Source organism: Nostoc sp. UIC 10630, from assembly GCF_010747425.1.
GTDB lineage: Bacteria > Cyanobacteriota > Cyanobacteriia > Cyanobacteriales > Nostocaceae > Nostoc.
In genome coordinates this window covers 1-18,831 of record NZ_JAAGOG010000114.1, presented here as the reverse complement: position 1 = coordinate 18,831, position 18,831 = coordinate 1, and the positions used below count along the sequence as shown (strand labels likewise).

Here is an 18,831-nt window from a genome sequence, read left to right as displayed (position 1 = left end):
GGCGTTGTATAAATGCGGGATAAATCAGTTAATCATGAGTATTTCTCTATACTTTAAATAGTAAAGTAACAAGCAAATTGAGTATTTAAGCATATCTACTGGCTTGGAATAGCATAATGTTTTGCGATAGCGAAGCGGTAGCGACGTTGGGAGCGTCTGTAAGCGTTCCAGATAATGACGTAAACGTATATTTTCACCTTCTACTCTGGTCATATATGTTTTACTGACAATATGATCGCCTGGCTTAATAAAACTGGGGTAAACTTTCCATCCATCAGTAACATAAAAATAGTACTGCTAGCAGCAAACTTTCCTCCCACAAAGGTTTAATTGCATTATTGTATGAACGGAAAAAGTAAGCTGATGTATCTAATGAATACATCAGCTTTTGACTTATCCCAAGATTTCAATCACAGCCGCTAGAATAGCTGGGGCTTTGTCTGAAACCGGAATGAATACCCGCTTTTGCCAGTTAATGATCTCGGTGAAACATCCAGCAGCTAAGAGTCGCTCTGGCAGTGAGATAGCATTAACCAGTTCTATGCGAGGTTCATTAGCAACGAAAGACCGCCGCAGCGTAATTCCTCCTGGTAGTTGCTGTGTATATCTCTCGTTCAGTACCAGCTTCACAAGTTCTTCTGGAGAAAGCACCTGATTTTTGAGTCCAAGTTGCTCGCGCACGGTTTGAATGTCGTGAGCATTCACCACCCGACCAAGTATCTTTTGTCCATCGTTGGTTTGTAGTCGGAATACTCGACTATTCTGCTGTGGTAGTATCTTCCAGATGGGTAGGAGAATACCAGTTACCAAATGCAGGTAATCGGTTGTGAACTTAGGCAGTGCGTCTACTTCAGTAGACCACGCAGCAGCAAACGCATCAATAGAAACTTGCCCCCATGTGGAAGATTCCAAGTCTTGAATTGGTACGCGAGTTTCTTTCTGTGGGCGAATCAGCAAAACTCTTGGGACAACTCCACCCTCAGAGTCGTATATACTATGTGTTGGAATTGACACAGCAGCATACCGCTTATAAAAATTTACATATATCAGGGCAGTAAAGCTCAAATCTATGTAGAGAGAAGTTAGCGGTTTATCTTCTTAAGAAATCATCTTTAGTGCCGTAGCTTGCTCTTGTCAGATTGCTCCGACAACCGCTTGACCAAAGACCCCCAGTTAGAGATAGCATAGAAGTTGTGACGCTTGATGCTAGATTTCCGAATTAATTTATTTAGTTGGTTCCAGAGGCTCCATACGTGCTTTCCATCCTTCACGGAGAGATAGGCGGTTATGGAGCCGGGAATATTTTCAGTCAATCGCATACCACGCCGTGCAATAGCTAGAGCCGCAGCACAGTCAGAAGGTAGCCCATATTGTCGGGCATACTTCACCATACCAATGAGACTGGTATAGGCTGGATTGACTTTCATTAAGTAAATGCCACGATTGCTGGAAATACTGTCTAGTAATTGGTAAAAACGGCTATATGCCCAAGCAGAAAGCATCCGAGCATACTTTCTCCCATGTTCTCCCAGTTGCTCTTTCTTGGTAGAAAAGTCTAATTTTTCACAAACAATTGGACAACAGAAAGCGTGAGCGAATCTCGTCAGTTGTAAGCAAGCATTAACAATCTGAGCGTCTTGTTTGCCTGATGGTAGTCCTATCTGTAGCGGGATTTGACCATGAGATTTTAAATTGCCATCTTTATCAATATATGCCCAGCCGATGGAGCCAGGATTGAGATCAATCCCAATGCAGCCATAAGCAGAATGCCTAGAAACAGGCTGGATTGCTACTGGTGTAAATTTTACTGCTGCATTCCATTTGTTGTGCTTGCGAAAGAAATGCCATGTTTTAGCTCCATCCTTGGGCAACCTGTTGATATTACGGTCAAAGTTGCCTAACTTAGTTATGACTTGTTTACCAAACCGTGATTCTAGACAAGCTGGGACACGGAATTTTAGAGTATGACCATCCCATTGACAAATTTGATTACCAAAGCTTTCATCCTTGGAACCAACTATAAATACTTGATTTTTAGGAATAACTGTTTGAATTGGAGAAGTTTTTAAGTGTTCGATTTTTTGAGTTAATTTGTAGGCTCGACGTTTTTTATAGTGAATTTGAAAGCGTAAGTTATTCCAATTGGTGTTACGAAATTTAAGAGAACAGGATAATGGAAAGTGACATCCTGTTTTAGACTTATGCCAGTTCTTTTTAGCATAAAACTTAACAGAATCAGATAATTTTTTCTCTGACTTGGTAATCCAAGAGTTGAGCGATTTTAGTTTTCCCTCCAGTGTTCTGATGTGGAGCTTACGGTGTTCTTTAGAGGCATTAACCGCACCTTGAGCAAGACTGATTACACCATTGGCGTGTCGCTTTGATATGCCATAAGTCTTCTGTAAATGAGTATTCCAACTAGAGTCATTGAACCTATTTACTGTTAAAAGGTGATTAGCTGTCTCACACGCTGCTTTATGGAATACCGAACTGTAAGCAGTCAAAAACATCTCAAACTCTGTGAGTCCTAAACTATTTAATTCTCCTGCTGGAGTTGGCAATCCTTTAATATACGTGAGAGTGGGCATTTATTTCGCCTCATTAGTTGTCTTATCTTTGAAAACCTTCAGCTTCAATGGCAAAAGTGGCTACCCCACTAAATACCTAATAATCTGCGGATCTATCCTTGAAATGCGGTTTTTAATTGATTGTGGAGGATTCTTGAAAAACCGTTTTAAATCCCGACTCTTAACGAGGTAATTAGTCGCAGAACGCCGAATAGCTTTCAGCCAGCCTCGTTTTACCCATTTAGCTACAGTACAGGGGTTCAATGAAAGAGCTTGAGCAATTTGGTTACAACTATAATTGTCGAGAGTGGGACGTGCAGAATAACCCAACGCATAGAGCTTTTTATGAACAGCTAAAGTTGTGCGATGATAGCCTCGCCTTCTGAGTCTGAATGCTATCTGTTTAGGTGTGTAAGCTTCAGACATTTCTTCAAGAATTTCTAACTCTTGGGGAGTCCATTTTTTCTTCATTTGTTAATCTCCATAGTTATGAATATTTAGGCTAGTGGCGACTCAAAGCTGAATCGCCTTTGTTTGTTATCAATTACCTCTGTTCTTGATTTTGATAGTTTCTATGTGTGCAAAGTGATGGCTGTGTTTGTTTGAATGAGTTAATGGGCTTAGTTAGTCGGCAATTTGTCGGAATCTTGTGTAATTGTCAGTAAAAAACCGTGTTTGGTATTCTGCACTCGTACTAGTTCTCTATCGAGTAATGATTGGATTACTGTTCGTGAGAAATTAATGCTGTGCAAAGGAGCGGAACCACCATAGCGGCGCAAGAAAAGCAGCAGGCTAGCAGCCGTGAGTTCAGAGCAGTTTTTGGGAGATTTAGCCATCAGCTATGCCTCCAGGAATTGCTTTTAATTCGTACTTAAGCAGTTCAAGTTGGCGTAGACATTTTTCTATTTCAGCCTGAATCTCTGCTCTCAATTCCTGTGGTGTCAGTAGTTCGATTTCGTTCTCTAAGCGATTTTCCTCTTCAATAGAATTGACATCAGGCATGACGATGTACCGCCAGCCTTCACCATATTCGTGTGCTAAAAGACTATCGCTTGGGTAATACTTGATGCCGATGATCAGTCCTTGTTCTGCACGTTGTCTCAAGGTGAAGCGAGGGTATTTCCAACCGTGTGGAATTGTTATTGTTGGTTGCATGGTTGTAATTGGTGAAGTTGACTATGCTGCTATGGCTTTATCTGTAACTCTGGATTTCTTTGCTACTTTCATGAATTCATCCAACCCAACTGCTGCTTCTTCTGCTTGAGCGTACCGAATCTGATCCATAGCGTTAGACCAGTGCGTAATATGCTGAAATATCACCCCAATCATCGAATCGCCTTGGTACACTCGATAATTCCTGGGGCAGGCTCCATTGACGTAAACGAGCGTGTAACCAGGGATTTCGATAATCTCTGCATTCGGGTCTGTTGGGGGTAGAAAAATTTTCTCTGGTGAATCATCCAACTCGGCTACTTGAAGAGAGGGCGTAGTTTCTGTGGTGTGTGCCATTGTGATTTTTGTTACCTATTACGCTGTAAAGGCGATTACAATTGTCTTGATGTGCAATCGCCCTTTTAATGTCAGTGGTTACGCTGCTACAGCTGGTCGGACTCCCAAAAACGTAATCGCTTCTGAAGCACTCGATGCGAATCTGTTCATGCCGTATGTGCGGGGTCTGGAATACCAGCCTTGGTAATTGCAACCGATGTAGCCTACTAGCTGATTATTTCGGTAAAGTTTAGTACTGAAGGATAACCAATCAATCTGGGGATGCCACAGGTTGAACTTGACACAAGCTTCTTCTAATTCATCGCTGAGGCGTTCATTGCGCTCCAATGGAGTTTCTAGAAGTGTCGCTTTAACCTCTGCAACTCTTTTTGCAAACCAGTCCCGGTCAAAGGGCAAGAAGCTACCGTTTATGAACCGCACCCATACGGTGATTCCGCCTTCTAGCCAGATTGTACGAACAGATTCCGGTTCGACTTGAATAATCTCGCCAATGATGCGGCGGTCACGAGATGTTAGGGGGTCTTTGGTTGGCGCTACAGCTTCGGATTGGGTTTCGATGTAGTTGTCGAGTTCTGCTTGGGCTGCGGCTTGCTTGTCTTTGAAGGGAGTATTTGCAATTATTGTTTGATTGAGTTTGAAGCTTGAGGGTGCTTGTTGTGTGTAAACAGATTGCGTCATAATGAGGATCTCCTGCCTCTATATGGGGTTAGGTTTTTCACAAAAGGCGATCGCTAGTTTTCCAGACAGGGTGATCGTCTTTTGTTTGTATCTCATGAATCTAATATACTATTTTGGCTAGCCACTGTCAAGACACAATCTAGCCAATTAACTGATCTACATAGGCTTTAGACATTAGTAGAAGTTATAGCCACTGGCTAGACCGTGCTTTATAGTGTAAATAGTTGTTTAAATTCAAAGAAGAAAAGATGGCAGACGAAAGAAAGCTTTCTACTAGGAAGCGTGGCGCTCAGATGAATGTAAGGCTTGATGAGAGCTTGTACGTTGAGTATAAGGAGTTGCTAGAAAAAGAAGGAACAAGTATGACTGAAGATATAGAAAGCTACATTAGAGGTAGACTCGGTAGAGAAGAGAGTGAAACTAATGTAGTTGATATCAGGCAAGTTATAGAAAGACAACAACAAGAGATAGCGGAGATTAAAGCAGAACTGGGAAAATTAAGGGCGGGCTAGCCGCAGAAAATCAACAACTCAAGAGTCAGCTAGAACACATGCTAGCCAGCGCCAAAAATCTCATAAATCTAGCAACAAACTCGCCTCCTATAGAACAATAGGGGGCGAAGCTTTTAAAGGGTGGTGATATCTGTCTAGCCCAGTTGCTTTTGTGGCTAGCCTAGTGCTAGACTCAAAGCAATTATGCTGACAAATTCAAACCCCCAGCGATTGTTTTCGAGGCAGGCGCTGAGGGTAGTTCCACAAACGCTCAGGTTTATGGTTAATCAAACAATATCAAATCTTCTTGCACCATGCACAGAGGATAATACCGTTATTGACTACAACCCCGGAACAACATCGCTTTTAGATTATGGTGTTGTCAACACCAGCATCCAGGAAACCTTCACCGCCATCGACCGTTTTGAGTGGCAAGCATCCGATGAACTTCGACTGATGCGAGATAAAGGCTATTACCAAGATGGTGGACACAAGAGCTTTGAAGCTTATTGCGAAAGTGAATTGACCAAACACGGGGGATATCGCCGAGTCAGAGATTTGCTGTCTGCGAAGAAAGTAGTTGATACTCTGCCAGAGTCACTCAAAGACAAGATTACTAAGCCTTCTCAAACTCGCTCCTTGCTCCGATTGGTCAAAACTCCCGACAAGTTAGAGCAAGCTGTTGCGATCGCAGCCAAAGAAAAACCCTTCCCCACCGCCGCAGACTTCGCTAGAGCAGTTCAGAAGGTCGTTCCAAACAATACGTCACCCACTAGAACCAATAGCACAAAACAAGAAAAAGTCAAAACGCAATTGTGTCATTCTGTCACTGTTTCTTCCCTTTCACACCCTCGTTATGGTGAATCAGGAGTGATTGAAGCAGACGCACCAAATAACTATCAGCAGATTGTCACCTTTAGCGATGGTGAAAGGTTGTTGATCAACAATGCTGATTTGACTGGTTTAAATGACGCAATTGTGTCATTCTCAGCAGAGCGCACATACCCAAAAGAATACACGGAAGCGATCGCCCAAATCAAAGAGCAACACCAGCAGGAGTTAGAGCGTCTAGAGCAGGAATTGAGGATTGGACTACAAGCAGAAGCAGGGGCTAAAGCCGAAGCCCAGGTACAAGAACAAATACAATCTCTGCAACAACTCTTTAAACAACAGAAAGAAGAAAATATCCAGTTACAGCAACGGCTCTCGGAGATGGAGGGGTTACAAAGACTGGAGGTTGAAAATCAACAACTCCAGCAGCGCATTCAGGAGCTAGAACACGCCGTACAACAGCATCCGGTTCAACAGTGGGGAAATACCATGACCCAGCAAGCGACCAAAGCGTTAAACAAGCAGGTAAAGCAAGCCTTGGAGAAAACTATTAATTTGCGATCGCTAGCGCAGGAACCACCCAAGGAGAATGCACAGGAATGTCTACGGTTGATGGGCATGGCTTTGAAAAACTTAGCCAGTGCTATGAACAACACCCAAGCATTGGAGGCAGCAGCGCTAATTCTGGGAAGCGAACCTACACCATCAGCGATCGCATATCGAGCCGAGCAATTGGAAATGCTACCCCAGGCGGTTAGTGAGATTAAGGCAGTGTTAGCTAAACCTGGATGTACTTGGCATGAGTTTTTGAATGTTGCCCAAGAGTACGAAGTTATTAAACAGGACTATTGGGCAGTACTTACCACCCAGGAAACAGATTTAATTACCACACTCCAAAACGCATCCTCTCAACCAGACACCATTGGCATCGGCTCTATTGTTGCCCATGCCGACCCCTACCGTACTTTGTATGTCAAGAGGGGTGAAGTTGTAGAGGATTTGGGCGAGGAAGTAGTAGTGGCTTGGGATCACTGGAAAGAGCAATCGAAAAAGACTGACAGGTATTTCCGAGACGAGTTACGAATCTGGCAACCTCAATAGGGTTTCAGTGTATCGGTGACTTTTTAGACAACCAAATACAAGTACCAAGCCCTGCAATCGCTGTAGGGAAAATTCCGTGCGTCAATATAAATAGGAGATTGGAAGATGACTGCAACTATTACTAAACCCAAGCTCAAAAAGTCTGCTACTAAACCACAGTCACCATACAAACGGCTTCATGTGATTATTCCCATCGAAGATTTGCTCTGGGCTTCCCAGCAAAGACCCTCAGTTACGCAACTGTGGCAGGAGTGCTGGACGGCTGACCCCTATGGTTCTCGGTGGATGCCTTTGACCTCAGCTTTAGGATACAGTACTTTTATCTCTGCGAAGAAAATTCTCTCCGACAGTGGGCTATTCATCTTCAAACCCGACAAGTCGATACAGGATGGCCGAGAAACGGCTAGCTGGATGGTAAGGAATTTGCACGGCAGCAGAATGAAGGAGTTTTGGGAGAAACCCAATGCTGAAAATCAGGAACCAGATTCTACAAAACAAGAATCAAATGCTGAGATTTCAGGCAAAGATGCTGGTTCTGAAGAAATGGGTGCTTCGTACAAAGCGTCTATCTTAGGAGAAAATCAGTCAGAACAAGCATTCCAGGAACCCTCACGAACAGGTCAGAAACTCCTCACAAACTCTTCAAAAGAGATTGTGAGGAGTGTCTCTGACACGCTTACAGGAAATTCGCGTGAGGAGAAGACGGCTCACGCGCCCTTGAGGGGCGCGTCGCCTCAGACTGTTCAAGGCGTGTCAGAACTTGAAGACTCGCCTATGGCGAATGACTGCACGACGCTAGCGCTTGTGGATGCTGCACCGAGTCAACCTGCTCCGTTATTGGCTGAAAATCAAGTCTCTAGTGTTGAAGCGATATTCCCTCATGAAGGTATTTGTTCCGCCGCGCCCGTTGCACAAAATGAATTTCCTTCAAGTTCGGCGATCGCTAATCAAACTCAGGGGCAGGTAGAACAAAGTAATCCCACTTCATTGCTCCCTCCCACTTCGTTGTTGGTTGAAAACTCGGTTTCGGGTGTAGAAATCAAAGCAGATCATGAGGGTGAAAGTTCCGCCTCGTCCGTGCCAAATCCTGAAAAATGGTCGCATGAGGCGATTGTTGCAAGGGCAAAAGCGCGACCAGAGCGTATGCAGAAACTCAAACTTGCGGAAAATTCGGGGCAGAATCCGGGGTTTGACTTTTTGCTCTCGTGTTGGAGTGATGATCCAGCTTTGCAGATTGTGATCAAGAAGTTGCTGGTGAAGTTTCCGCAATGGGGGATTGCGATTGTTGATGGGGTGTTGGTTGATTGGGAGAGGTAAAATCACACTGGCTTAGAATAACGTGCAGCTAAAGCGATTGCTGCTTGATGGTGCTTATCTACTAATGCAGTAGATCAAGATTCCCTTGCATTGATAATGCCAAGCGACGAATTACTTTCTGAAAATGGGGACGCATAATCTGCGACTCGCTCCCATCCCCATTTATAAGCAGTGTCAACTAGAATTTCCTTACCATTTCGGAACTTGATAAATTCCTGCCCGTGGTCGTAAAATATGTCTGCAACCAGTTGATTACGCTCATCATAACCCCATATATTAGGGCAAACGCATCTAAATTACTCTTGATCACAACGAAGCTCAAGAAACAACGAAAAAATCAGGATTTCGCGTTTGATTATTTTTAAAGCCCCAAAGCAATCGCCTAATTTCTTCGCAATAAGCAAGGGTTAATGACATTATTTTAGCTCTATTGAGAATAGACTTTACTTATTGACATTATGCGGCCGCCCTACCCCACATATCCACTGCTGCCCTCCTAACCAACCCAGTTTTATATTTGGATATCGTCACCGACATCACAGGTGTAGGCTGGACTCTTTAAAGCACGCTCGATGTATTCCCATACGCCGACTCTGTCACAAAAGAGCGCTCGCCGAAACACCATCACACACAACGCGAAAACCGAAATAGTCGCTGCGGAAGTCGCGGTTGCTGAAGTCGCGATAAGCAGAACGGCAGTAATCAGGACTGCTGTACCAAGAACCACCGCGCAGCAGCCGATACGGATTACCATGATCAAACCAAGCACTTCCATTATCAAGTGCGCCTTGGTAACTGTCATGCCAAGTATCTTGACACCATTCCCAGACATTGCCATGCATATCGTATAAACCAAAGGCATTGGGTGGAAAACTGCCTACTGGAGTTGTTTGCTGACGATATTGACTTTTAGGTTCAAAGGCGTAGGTATAAGCAGCATCATAGTTAACTAAATCTGCCGTAATTGTTTCACCAAAATAAAACGGCGTAGTAGTTCCAGCACGGCAAGCATATTCCCATTCTGCCTCACTTGGCAAACGATAGTTATGCCCCGTCATTTGACTTAACTTTTGACAAAATTCTACAGCGTCATTCAAACTCACTTGTTCTACAGGTCTGGTTTCACCTTTGAAATTTGCCGGATTACTCCCCATAACAGTTTGATACTGTGCCTGGGTAACTTCATATTTCCCCATAAAGAATCCAGCAAGTGTTACCGAATGCTGGGGAATTTTAGATTGGTTTTGTCCGCTATTCCCTGCTGATGAACCCATGATGAAAGAACCACTCTTGATCGCGACCATTTCCAGCGTTACACCATTACCCACATATTCAGTAAAAAATTTTCCATCACGCTTGGCTCTATCAGTGATGCTCCCTTGTGTGTTTACTCTGACTATTTCAAACTCAAAACTTTTTAAAGGAGTAGGAACAGAATTAGGTAAGATAGAAATATGAGTATTACTATTGGTATTTTTGGTAATCTTATCAGCTAATACTGATATCGCGAAACCTCCTCCTACCAAACCAAACCACTGCAAAAATTTCCTGCGGCTGATTAACCTGGAACTAGAGTTTCCCGACTTAGCAAAACTTGGCTCTTGAATTGCTGGTTTAACCACTATTCCCAGCTTTCTTAATACTTTTCTCCACCAAGCATATTTTTTCTGCTTTTGTAGTGAGCGGCTAAATTCATCTGAGACTTTCATCGCTAGTACAGATTTTCCTTTCATAAAGCCTAGAAAAATATAATCCCCTAATTGATTATTAATAGCCGCTTTTTTAGATAATAAATCAAGTATGGGATTAGCTAAATTTAGCAGAACACGACGATATTCTCTTGCTACTTCTAGTTGCAATTTGCTCACAGAACCTTGAATAGCTGTAATTAACAAACCTTGTAGTGCAGTCCGAATTATCTGCTCTTGCTCTGAGCTAAGTGTTGTAATCAGATAAACACGCAGCCAGTCCGGCATATAACCATAACGCAGCCACGGTAAACGAGCTAAATCAGTCAATGAACACACCTCTATTAACGATGCACCCGATTCTATTTTCAGCACATTACCTAAATAAATAGTGATATTCCAGTGCAACTCTGGAAATACAGCACAAGCACTCAGCCAATAAAAGCCATCCTTACCTAGATATTTTTCTAAAGAGTCCAACATAGCATTAATCTGCTCTGTTGCTGGTGGATTACGTTCTATCCACAAATAAGGTCGTGTACGCAACCCATCTGGTAGGGGTATTCGCGTTTTTTCCTCCACAACATAAGTCGCCCATCCCTGGCACAATCTTTGACTCAACGCATCTAAACCTTTCAGTGTTGCAGGTAAAAGAATAAATTCCTGTGCAAGTTCTAATTCCTGGTATCCCCAATTTTCGACTGCTATAGGCGTTAAAACTGCCCGATTTTGCCAATTTGTTAACTGATTTACCCAAGGTTCTAATTCTCCACTAATAGAGCTAAAAAAAATCTCTGTATCTGATATCATCACCAGAGAATATTCACTATATTTTGATATAATTTCTCTAAGTCTTAATGGATGATTTTTGCCATCCTCAGCAAAACATATTCGTGGATCATCATCAAAAAAATAGATGGTAATAAATACTCCTTCCTGTTTGAGACCCTCAATTATCTCTTCAATAAATTTCGCTTGATGGTCTCGGTAGCTAGTGCGATTAACAAGAAAGAGATATTCTGGAATAACTTGATAATTCCGATAAACTGGAGTCAGCCATCCTCCCAGCCTCAGAGTTGCATCAAGAGTTTTATTCACATCAATTTCTTTAGATGGAACACGGATGCGATTCCTTAAGCTCCGAGCAATTTTTAACAATACAAGCTTGGGAAATAAGTTTTCCTCAAACCCAGTAATAAAGATCTTTTGTAGCTCTGGCTTTTTTGTTGTACTATGGCGTTGCAAAAATAGGTTAGCACGCCACAACCACCACAATCGCCAGACTAAAAATATAAAAACACCGACAATCAATAAAAATAGCTGTATTCGCCAATTAAATGACGGTTTGGGGCGAGGGGTTTGACTCGGTTCTGTTTTGAATCGTCTTGGTGGTACTGTTGGTAGTGTACCTGTTGGCGTGGGAATTGGTTCTGTTGGTAATGTACCTGTTGGCGTGGGAATTGCTGCTGTTGGCGTGGGAATTGCTGCTGTTGGCGTGGGAATTGCTGCTGTTGGCGTGGGAATTGCTGCTATTGGCGTTGTTGGACGTAGTTTTATGAAAGACCTCTTCTCGGTAGCATGTGAAAACAGAATAATAGAAGTAAAAATAGTTATGGGAATCAGAAGCATTAGATACTGCGAGAGCGCACGTTCTGTTTCTAGTTCATCTGACAATGCTTCAGCTTCTACATCTACTTTTTCTGTTAAAGTATGGGCTTTATTAAATAATTTTGTCCAACGCTCAAAACGTTGTTGAAATTCTTCCTGCTCAATTGGTGAACTACAAAAAATCGGTCCTAATAAATTTCTCAGTTGCTCTGGATTATCTAGGGTTTCACCCTGAGCAATCAGTATTAAGATTAAATCCTGGGCTGCAATATATTGAGGTATACCAATTTTGTAACCTGCTTCTCTGAGCTCATCAATAAACTCAGTCAAGACATGAGGATTTAGCCAGTTTAGATTGTTTTTTTCTGTTCCTGTATCCACTGTTCTACAACTTTTTCAGCTTTTTCTTGATCTTCAGCAGTTTTGATTAAGCTACTCAGAGTACCAAAAACTATATCCCTTTGAATTAAAGGATTTTCTGATTCACGAGTAAATTTTTGCAAAATCATCAGCCAGCCTAATAATTCATAAGTTGCAGGTTTTTTTCTCAACCCAATTTGAGGAGAACGTAACCTGTAAAATAAATTCAGGGCGGCTCGTAACAAAGGGCTACTACCCGCATTTATCCCTAAACGATTAGCGATAATTTCCCCCAGTCGCTCAGAGTCGGGAAAGGGAATATTGTAATAAATACAACGTCTTAAGAAAGCATCTGGTAAATCTTTTTCCGAATTGCTAGTAATAATTACAATCGGTTGTAAGTTGATATCTCCCACAATTTTTTCATTTGCTAATTCGGGAATTCGAAAATACATTAATTCTAATTCATTGAGTAAATCATTAGAAAAATCTCTCGGTGCTTTATCAATTTCATCAATTAAAACTACAGAACGCGCTTTCTCAGAATGTAGGATTTCTGATGGTAATAAATGCTTGACTTCATCTGGATTTCTGCTGCGTAAAATTGCCAATCCTAAAGCTTGGAAAGTAATATAATTTAAAAAGTTAGTTGCAGTAACTCTACTCTGCACATCTTGGAAACGTTTTAAGGCATCATAAGTATAGAATAGTTCACGGGCAATACTAGTGGACTTAGTTTCAAATTTCAACGGCAGTTCAAGTCCAAGTTCCCACGCTAGACTGTAAGCTAGTTGAGTTTTCCCTGTCCCTGGTTCACCAGTCACCAGTAGAGGTTGTCCCAGCAACAGTGCGACATTGCACGCATCTTTCAAACCTGCATCTGCAATATAATTTTCTGGCTGGAGTAATTGAGAACGTGGAGACACTGGTAGAGTTATTGGTAACTCAGATTTTTCACGGTTTCCAATACCTAAATAAAACGGAAACTTCATGTAATTTCTCCCTCACCTGATAGATTAGATTTCAGCAGTGTGATTAAGTTATCAGCTAAATCATCCATCGGTATTGTATTGGATGAGTTTTGTTCTTCCCATTTGTCAAATAACTCTCTAATTTCTTTGATCAACTTATCAGCCATTGCTGCTCCAATCACGTTTTGAGTATATTCCATCCGCACCCAATCCTCAACTTCCCCTCGACTCACTCCCGTTAGCTCTGGCAAAACAAGACCTGACAAACGATTAAATTTATCAAAATTAGATAGTGAAAGCCTTTCTATATACTGATGAATTCTTTGGTTGACTCTCTGGTAACGATATTGCTTTAAAAAATAATTTATCAACCTCAAAAATAAACGCATTATATCAGAACTTTTGTTTTGCTTCTTACGCCTAATTTGGTATTTAATAAAAATACAAATGATTAAATTTTCATTGATATGAACAGGCCATGTGTGCCAAAAATTCAAGAGATTATCTAAAGTTGCAAATTCTTGCTTTTGCAATTGTTCAGTCAATAAATGAGTATGAATCAGAATCGGAATACAACATTCATTAAAATAAGCATTAATTTCTTCTAGAGAAGCAGAACTACGTTGGATAACGATATTCGCTAATGTGGTGCGTAAATAATCTGAGAATTCCTGAGCATCCTTCAATTTAGGAGGAGATGGGAGATGATATTGTTTAATTGAGTCTTGTCCTAAACACTTAGGTAATGAGATTCTATGTAACCGTTCTAAAAATTTGTCATGGCTTTGAAACTCATCACCATGAATAATACAAATTAGAGGAGAGGGTTGAGATTTTTCTATTAGCTTTTTAATACCCTTTTCTAGTTCATATTCCTGCCGACTACGATTAACTAAATAGGGTAATAGAGAGGGAATTTGACGCTCAGATTGCTGTTTTTGTGACTTCTCATTGGCGGCAACAACAAACTGTATTTGGTTGTTATTCCCATAAAATACAGTGTTACTATTACCCAGAATAGCCTGATTTTCATTCCCTTGGACGGCGCTATTTTCATTACCCTGGAGTGTATTTTTATTTAGAGAAATATCAGGCATCTGGCTCACAAATTAGTTTTATAACCCCAACAAATGAGAACCAGCCAACGCTCCCAGCCAGGTTGCAACTTTCACAAGAATTGGCTTGGCTGTTGTCCAAATTTTCTTACCAGCTTCCACACCTTTACTAGTTTTTTCAAGTGTTTCTGCTACAGTTCCTAAACGTTCTAATGCACGTTGCTTATTTGGTTCTTCTTTGTCTGTGGCTTTTTTCGCTGCACTCAAGTCTTCAATTACTTCATCTTTGGTATCTACTGGTAATTTTGCACCTTGAATTAAAGTTTCCAAGTCTGCGAGTAACTTGACAACATCTTCTTTAGTTAATGGTGTTCCCGTATCTGCTCCCACCTGATTTTGTTGCATTACTTGATTACCATCACCAAGGACAGCCTGATTATTGTCTCCTTGAACGGCTCGGTTGTTGTCACCTTGAACATTATTGACGTTACCTCCTATAGAACCACCAACTGAAAATCCACTACTGTTGTTAGTCATAGTACTTACCTCTACTTAGGTGTTTGAATAAAAGCTAAAGTTTGCGCCTGTCAGATTCGCTCTACTAAAATCTGTTCCCCGTATATCTGCATAGCTAAAGTTTGCCCCTGCAAGGTATTGAACTTTGAAAGAACGACCTGTGAGATTTTGACAGGAGTTGTCTTGAGGCATGGCTAGGTTTAATAAAAGCGAGGGTTTATGTCACATACAGCTTCAGTATGGGCTTTTACGGACTGTAACACAAGATTTTTGTTGAACTTTGTGGGTTAAGGAGAAATAGTGGAGAAGTGCTTGTCACTTTTATTTTCTTGTTCTCAGTTAATACTGACTGTTTTTACCAGAACAAGTTAACCAAGCACGGTGGATATCGCCGCGTCAGAGATTTGCTGTCTGCGAAGAAAGTAGTTGATACCCTGCCAGAGGAACTGAGGGTAAAAATCACTAAACCCTCTCAAACTCGCTCCTTACTCCGGTTGGTCAAAACTCCTGACAAGTTAGAGCAAGCTGTTGCGATCGCGTCCCAAGAAAAACCCTTCCCCACCGCCGCAGACTTCGCCAAAGCAGTACAGAAGGTCGTTCCAAAAAATACGTCACCCACTAGAACCAGTAGCACAAAACAAGAAAAAGTCAAAACGCAATTGTGTAATTCGGTCACTGTTTCACAACAGTCACACCCTCATTATGATGAATCAGGAGTGATTGAGGCTTCGGCTCCGAATAACTATCAGCAGATTGTCACCTTCAGCGATGGTGAGAGGTTACTGGTAAACAATAGTGATTTGGCTGGTTTAAATGACGCAATTGTGTCCGAATCGAGTGAAAGAGTTTACCCAAAAGAATATACGGAAGCGATTGCTGCTATTGAAGAACGCCATAAACAGGAGTTAGAGCGACTTTCCCAGGAATTGAGAATTGGGCTACAGTCAGAGGCCACAGCCAGAGCCGAAGCCCAAGTACAAGAACAAATCCAATCCTTGCAACAATTGTTCAAACAACAGAAAGAAGAAAATATCCAGTTACAGCAGCGTTTGGATGAGATGGAGGGGTTACGAAAACTGGAGATTGAAAATCAACAACTCCAGCAACGTATTCAGGAATTAGAACACGCCGTAGAACAGCGCCCTTCGCAACAGTGGGGGAATACCATGACCCAGCAAGCGACCAAGGTTTTGAACAAGCAGGTAAAACAGGCGTTAGAGAAAACAATTGACCTGCGATCGCTAGCTGTGGAACCCCCAAAAGAGAATGCCCAAGAATGCTTACGACTTATGGGTATGGCGTTGAAAAACCTTGCCAGTGCTATGAACAACACTCAGGCATTGGAGGCAGCAGCGCTAATTCTGGGAAGCGAACCTACACCAATTGCGATCGCATATCGAGCCGAGCAACTGGAAATGCTACCCCAGGCTGTTAGTGATATTCGGCGGGTGCTGTCAAAACCTGGGTGTACTTGGCAGGAGTTTTTGAATGTTGCCCAAGAGTATGAGGTTATTAAACAAGACTATTGGGCGGAATTGACCAGTGAAGAAACAAATTTAATTACCGCACTCCAGAGCGTATCCTCTCAATCGGACACTATCGGGCTTGGTTCTATTGTTGCCCATGCTGATCCATACCGTACTTTATATGTCGAGAGAGGTGAAGTCGTAGAGGATTTAGGCGAGGAAGTGGTGGTTGCCTGGGATTGTTGGAAGGAGCAATCGAAAAAGACTGACAGGTATTTCCGAGACGAATTGCGATTCTGGCAACCTCAATAGGCTTCCAGTGAATTGGTAACTTTTTAGACAACCAAATAGAAGTACCAAGCCCCGCATCACAGTGGGGGATATTTCCGTGCGTCTATATAAATAGGAGATTGAAAGATGACTGCAACTATTACTCGTCCCAAGCTCAAAAAGTCTGCTGCTAATAAACCACATTCACCATATAAAAGGCTTCATGTGATTATTCCCATAGAAGATATGTTGTGGGCTTCACAGCAAAGACCCTCTATTACGCAACTGTGGCAGGAGTGCTGGACGGCTGACCCTTATGGTTCTCGGTGGATGCCCCTTTCTACTGGGATGGGTTACAGTACTTTTATCTCTGCGAAGAAAATTCTATCTGACAGTGAGCTATTCATTTTCAAACCCGACAAGTCCATAGAGGATGGACGGGAGACAGTGAAGTGGATGGTGCAGAATTTGCACGGTAGCCGGATGAAGGAGTTCTGGGAGAAAGCCAGTGCTGAAAATCAGCAACTAGATGCTAAAAAACGAGAACCAAATGCTGGGGATTCAGAGAAAGATGCTGGCTCTGAAGAAATAGGTGCTTTATATGAAGCATCTATTTTAGGTAAAGACCATTCAGAGCAAGGGTTTCAGAAATCCTCACGAACTGGTCAGAAACTCCTCACAAACTCTTCAAAAGAGATTGTGAGGAGTTTCTCTGACACGCTTACAGAAAATTCGCGTGAGGAGAAGACGGCTCACGCGCCCTTGGGGGGCGCTTCGCCTCAGACTGTTGAAAGCGTGAAAGAGTTGGAGGAAGAGTTACCTGCGGTAACGGACTGTACATCGCTAGCGCTTGTGGAAGCTGCACCGAGTCAACCTGCTCCGTTTTTGGCTGAAAACCAAGTCTTTGGTGTTGAAGCGATATTCCCTCATAAAGAGATTTGTTCCGCCGCGCCCGTTGCACAAAATGAATTTTCTTCAAGTTTGGCGATCGCTAATCAAACACCGGGGCAAGTAGAACAGGGAAATTCAGCTTTGTTGTCAGGAGAAAACCAAGTCTTTAGTGTTGAAGTGAAAGTGGATCATGAAGGCGAAGGTTCCGCCTTGCCCGTGCCACAATCTGAAAAGTGGTCGCATGAGGCTATTGTCACAAGGTCGAATCTTCGACCGGAGCGTATGCAGAAACTCAAAACGGCGGGGAATTCGGGGCAGAGTCCGGGCTTCGAGTACTTGCTCTCATGCTGGCAAGATGACCCTGCTTTACAGATTGTGATCAAAAAACTATTGGCGAAGTTTCCCCATTGGGGAATTGCGTGTGTAGATGGGGTGTTGGTTGATTGGGAGAGGTAGCAAGTCTGTACAACAGCCTATAAACTAAACTATTCATGTTGTCATTTACGTATTTGTAATGTCTCGTCCAAAACGTAACTTGCAATCTGGATTCTGCTACCACATTACAATCCGTTGCAACAACCGGGAGTTTCGTTTGAGACGGCTAGAATGCCGTGAAATCTTCTTTTATGCCATCAAGAAAGCACAGTCAAAGTATGGATTTAAGCTCTGTGCCCTGTGCATAATGAGCAATCACATTTATTACCTGCTTGAATTCCAACAGCCCGAAGACCTTCCTAAAATCATGCACTAATTAAATTGGTACAATGCTATGTGCTTTCATCTACTTCCTGAACGTGATATTTACGGAACAACTTGTCTGATTGCTCAATTTCCACATTGAAAATAATTGTCAAAGTCACGTTTGGTATGAGTCGGTTAACCAGCAAGCATTCTCTAAAAAAAATTAATAAATAGCTATGTGCAATACTTTCTCCTCTGCAACAGTTATTGTTTTATCAAAAAGGCTGCTGGAAAATGTAAGGTCATCTGTAAATTTTCTAAAAGCAGTATTATAAAAACTACGAATAATAAAAGATATGAAGGTATTAGGTGTGATTGGGGAACAAACAGGTATTCTACAATTTTCAAACTGTCCCAAAGTTAAATGGCATTTGGGGTGATCTAATTCTTTATGATTGTCTGGATCATAATCGAATCTTATTGGTACTGGTAATATATTTTTTGCTATTATATCTGCATATATTTCATCTGCTTCGTAAATTGTAGGGTCATTCTGGAAAAATTCTAAAAATGGTGATGGTAAGAAGGCAAGCCTATGTGAAATTAGCTCTGATTTTCTATAAGTATATAAAAGTTGTATTAAGGCACCATCTATCATTTTGAAGTTATAGTTTTTCCCCCTATCTAGTTCATGATATATGTCTTTATAATTAATGTTTTTCAGTGCTATTGAGAGATCCTGCATACCAGAATATGCAATTTCATAACTATCTCTACCAATAGATGTAGATGAGGGAAAGTTTTGTTGATCGCACAAACTAACTTCTATTA

18 protein-coding genes and 2 pseudogenes are annotated in these 18,831 nt (G+C 41.9%); 6 read left to right on the top strand and 14 right to left on the bottom strand.

Annotated elements, in window-relative coordinates; genetic code table 11:
* Window positions 1-24 precede the first annotated feature (24 nt).
* The 8 genes and pseudogenes from G1O98_RS23460 to G1O98_RS23425 all read right to left on the bottom strand — a co-directional run.
* Window positions 25-291 (bottom strand): annotated as a pseudogene (locus G1O98_RS23460) (IS1 family transposase); the annotation flags it as partial.
* Window positions 292-393: 102 nt separating this feature from the next.
* Window positions 394-1,014 (bottom strand): hypothetical protein, encoded by a 621-nt coding sequence (locus tag G1O98_RS23455; RefSeq protein ID WP_243458509.1) that lies wholly within the window; start codon window positions 1,012-1,014, stop codon window positions 394-396.
* A gap of 98 nt (window positions 1,015-1,112) precedes the next feature.
* On the bottom strand, window positions 1,113-2,588 hold the full coding sequence (locus G1O98_RS23450; RefSeq protein ID WP_163932505.1) for a hypothetical protein: 1,476 nt from the start codon (window positions 2,586-2,588) through the stop codon (window positions 1,113-1,115).
* 60 nt (window positions 2,589-2,648) lie between these two features.
* Complete coding sequence (locus G1O98_RS23445) at window positions 2,649-3,038, bottom strand: hypothetical protein (RefSeq protein ID WP_163932502.1); 390 nt, start codon at window positions 3,036-3,038, stop codon at window positions 2,649-2,651.
* 149 nt (window positions 3,039-3,187) lie between these two features.
* Window positions 3,188-3,403 (bottom strand): hypothetical protein, encoded by a 216-nt coding sequence (locus tag G1O98_RS23440; RefSeq protein WP_163932499.1) that lies wholly within the window; start codon window positions 3,401-3,403, stop codon window positions 3,188-3,190.
* Entirely contained in the window at window positions 3,396-3,722 is a 327-nt protein-coding gene (locus G1O98_RS23435) for a PCRF domain-containing protein (protein ID WP_163932496.1), read from the bottom strand. Before G1O98_RS23435 ends, G1O98_RS23440 begins: the two co-directional genes overlap by 8 nt.
* A 21-nt stretch (window positions 3,723-3,743) precedes the next feature.
* Window positions 3,744-4,076 carry a hypothetical protein gene (locus G1O98_RS23430; protein WP_163932492.1) on the bottom strand — a complete coding sequence of 111 codons (333 nt, stop codon included), beginning with the start codon at window positions 4,074-4,076 and terminating at the stop codon, window positions 3,744-3,746.
* 78 nt (window positions 4,077-4,154) lie between these two features.
* Window positions 4,155-4,754 carry a hypothetical protein gene (locus G1O98_RS23425; protein WP_163932489.1) on the bottom strand — a complete coding sequence of 200 codons (600 nt, stop codon included), beginning with the start codon at window positions 4,752-4,754 and terminating at the stop codon, window positions 4,155-4,157.
* A gap of 248 nt (window positions 4,755-5,002) precedes the next feature.
* On the opposite strand from G1O98_RS23425, the gene G1O98_RS23420 reads away from it, so the two are divergent.
* The 3 genes from G1O98_RS23420 (at window position 5,003) to G1O98_RS39045 (ending at window position 8,494) form a co-directional block, all read left to right on the top strand.
* A complete protein-coding gene (locus G1O98_RS23420) occupies window positions 5,003-5,266 on the top strand; it encodes a hypothetical protein (RefSeq protein WP_094345164.1) in 264 nt (87 codons plus the stop codon).
* Window positions 5,267-5,524: 258 nt separating this feature from the next.
* On the top strand, window positions 5,525-7,177 hold the full coding sequence (locus tag G1O98_RS40130) for a hypothetical protein (RefSeq protein ID WP_163932485.1): 1,653 nt from the start codon (window positions 5,525-5,527) through the stop codon (window positions 7,175-7,177).
* A 105-nt stretch (window positions 7,178-7,282) separates the two neighbouring features.
* Window positions 7,283-8,494: a hypothetical protein gene (locus G1O98_RS39045; protein ID WP_175586834.1), complete on the top strand. Its 1,212-nt coding sequence runs from the start codon at window positions 7,283-7,285 to the stop codon at window positions 8,492-8,494.
* Between the two features lie 596 nt (window positions 8,495-9,090).
* Here the strand turns inward: G1O98_RS39045 and G1O98_RS40120 are convergent.
* The 5 genes and pseudogenes from G1O98_RS40120 to G1O98_RS23385 all read right to left on the bottom strand — a co-directional run.
* The gene (locus G1O98_RS40120; protein ID WP_345940580.1) at window positions 9,091-12,171 is read right to left on the bottom strand and encodes an SUMF1/EgtB/PvdO family nonheme iron enzyme; all 3,081 of its coding nucleotides are present in this window, start codon (window positions 12,169-12,171) and stop codon (window positions 9,091-9,093) included.
* Window positions 12,141-13,142: a MoxR family ATPase gene (locus G1O98_RS23400; protein ID WP_163932482.1), complete on the bottom strand. Its 1,002-nt coding sequence runs from the start codon at window positions 13,140-13,142 to the stop codon at window positions 12,141-12,143. The genes G1O98_RS40120 and G1O98_RS23400 overlap by 31 nt, the downstream gene beginning before the upstream one ends.
* Entirely contained in the window at window positions 13,139-14,218 is a 1,080-nt protein-coding gene (locus G1O98_RS23395) for a hypothetical protein (protein ID WP_243458511.1), read from the bottom strand. Before G1O98_RS23395 ends, G1O98_RS23400 begins: the two co-directional genes overlap by 4 nt.
* A gap of 18 nt (window positions 14,219-14,236) precedes the next feature.
* A complete protein-coding gene (locus tag G1O98_RS23390) occupies window positions 14,237-14,713 on the bottom strand; it encodes a hypothetical protein (protein WP_163932476.1) in 477 nt (158 codons plus the stop codon).
* A 36-nt stretch (window positions 14,714-14,749) separates the two neighbouring features.
* Window positions 14,750-14,884: pseudogene (locus tag G1O98_RS23385) on the bottom strand (pentapeptide repeat-containing protein); the annotation flags it as partial.
* 116 nt (window positions 14,885-15,000) lie between these two features.
* Here G1O98_RS23385 and G1O98_RS23380 point away from each other — a divergent pair.
* From G1O98_RS23380 to G1O98_RS23370, 3 genes are all read left to right on the top strand, one after another.
* Complete coding sequence (locus G1O98_RS23380) at window positions 15,001-16,470, top strand: hypothetical protein (protein WP_345940579.1); 1,470 nt, start codon at window positions 15,001-15,003, stop codon at window positions 16,468-16,470.
* A gap of 105 nt (window positions 16,471-16,575) precedes the next feature.
* On the top strand, window positions 16,576-17,775 hold the full coding sequence (locus G1O98_RS39040) for a hypothetical protein (protein ID WP_175586832.1): 1,200 nt from the start codon (window positions 16,576-16,578) through the stop codon (window positions 17,773-17,775).
* A 58-nt stretch (window positions 17,776-17,833) separates the two neighbouring features.
* Window positions 17,834-18,070: a transposase gene (locus G1O98_RS23370; protein ID WP_243458508.1), complete on the top strand. Its 237-nt coding sequence runs from the start codon at window positions 17,834-17,836 to the stop codon at window positions 18,068-18,070.
* Window positions 18,071-18,223: 153 nt separating this feature from the next.
* Here the strand turns inward: G1O98_RS23370 and G1O98_RS23365 are convergent.
* Window positions 18,224-18,831, bottom strand: a 608-nt coding sequence (locus G1O98_RS23365) for a DUF2290 domain-containing protein (protein WP_175586831.1), incomplete at its 5' end; no start/stop codon positions are given.

Bases quoted from the DNA above. Each gene is read 5' to 3' on its own strand.
- G1O98_RS23450 (WP_163932505.1), bottom strand. From the start codon at position 2,588: ATGCCCACTCTCACGTATATTAAAGGATTGCCAACTCCAGCAGGAGAA.
- G1O98_RS23445 (WP_163932502.1), bottom strand. From the start codon at position 3,038: ATGAAGAAAAAATGGACTCCCCAAGAGTTAGAAATTCTTGAAGAAATG.
- G1O98_RS23440 (WP_163932499.1), bottom strand. From the start codon at position 3,403: ATGGCTAAATCTCCCAAAAACTGCTCTGAACTCACGGCTGCTAGCCTG.
- G1O98_RS23435 (WP_163932496.1), bottom strand. From the start codon at position 3,722: ATGCAACCAACAATAACAATTCCACACGGTTGGAAATACCCTCGCTTC.
- G1O98_RS23430 (WP_163932492.1), bottom strand. From the start codon at position 4,076: ATGGCACACACCACAGAAACTACGCCCTCTCTTCAAGTAGCCGAGTTG.
- G1O98_RS23425 (WP_163932489.1), bottom strand. From the start codon at position 4,754: ATGACGCAATCTGTTTACACACAACAAGCACCCTCAAGCTTCAAACTC.
- G1O98_RS23420 (WP_094345164.1), top strand. From the start codon at position 5,003: ATGGCAGACGAAAGAAAGCTTTCTACTAGGAAGCGTGGCGCTCAGATG.
- G1O98_RS40130 (WP_163932485.1), top strand. From the start codon at position 5,525: ATGGTTAATCAAACAATATCAAATCTTCTTGCACCATGCACAGAGGAT.
- G1O98_RS39045 (WP_175586834.1), top strand. From the start codon at position 7,283: ATGACTGCAACTATTACTAAACCCAAGCTCAAAAAGTCTGCTACTAAA.
- G1O98_RS23400 (WP_163932482.1), bottom strand. From the start codon at position 13,142: ATGAAGTTTCCGTTTTATTTAGGTATTGGAAACCGTGAAAAATCTGAG.
- G1O98_RS23395 (WP_243458511.1), bottom strand. From the start codon at position 14,218: ATGCCTGATATTTCTCTAAATAAAAATACACTCCAGGGTAATGAAAAT.
- G1O98_RS23390 (WP_163932476.1), bottom strand. From the start codon at position 14,713: ATGACTAACAACAGTAGTGGATTTTCAGTTGGTGGTTCTATAGGAGGT.
- G1O98_RS39040 (WP_175586832.1), top strand. From the start codon at position 16,576: ATGACTGCAACTATTACTCGTCCCAAGCTCAAAAAGTCTGCTGCTAAT.
- G1O98_RS23370 (WP_243458508.1), top strand. From the start codon at position 17,834: ATGTCTCGTCCAAAACGTAACTTGCAATCTGGATTCTGCTACCACATT.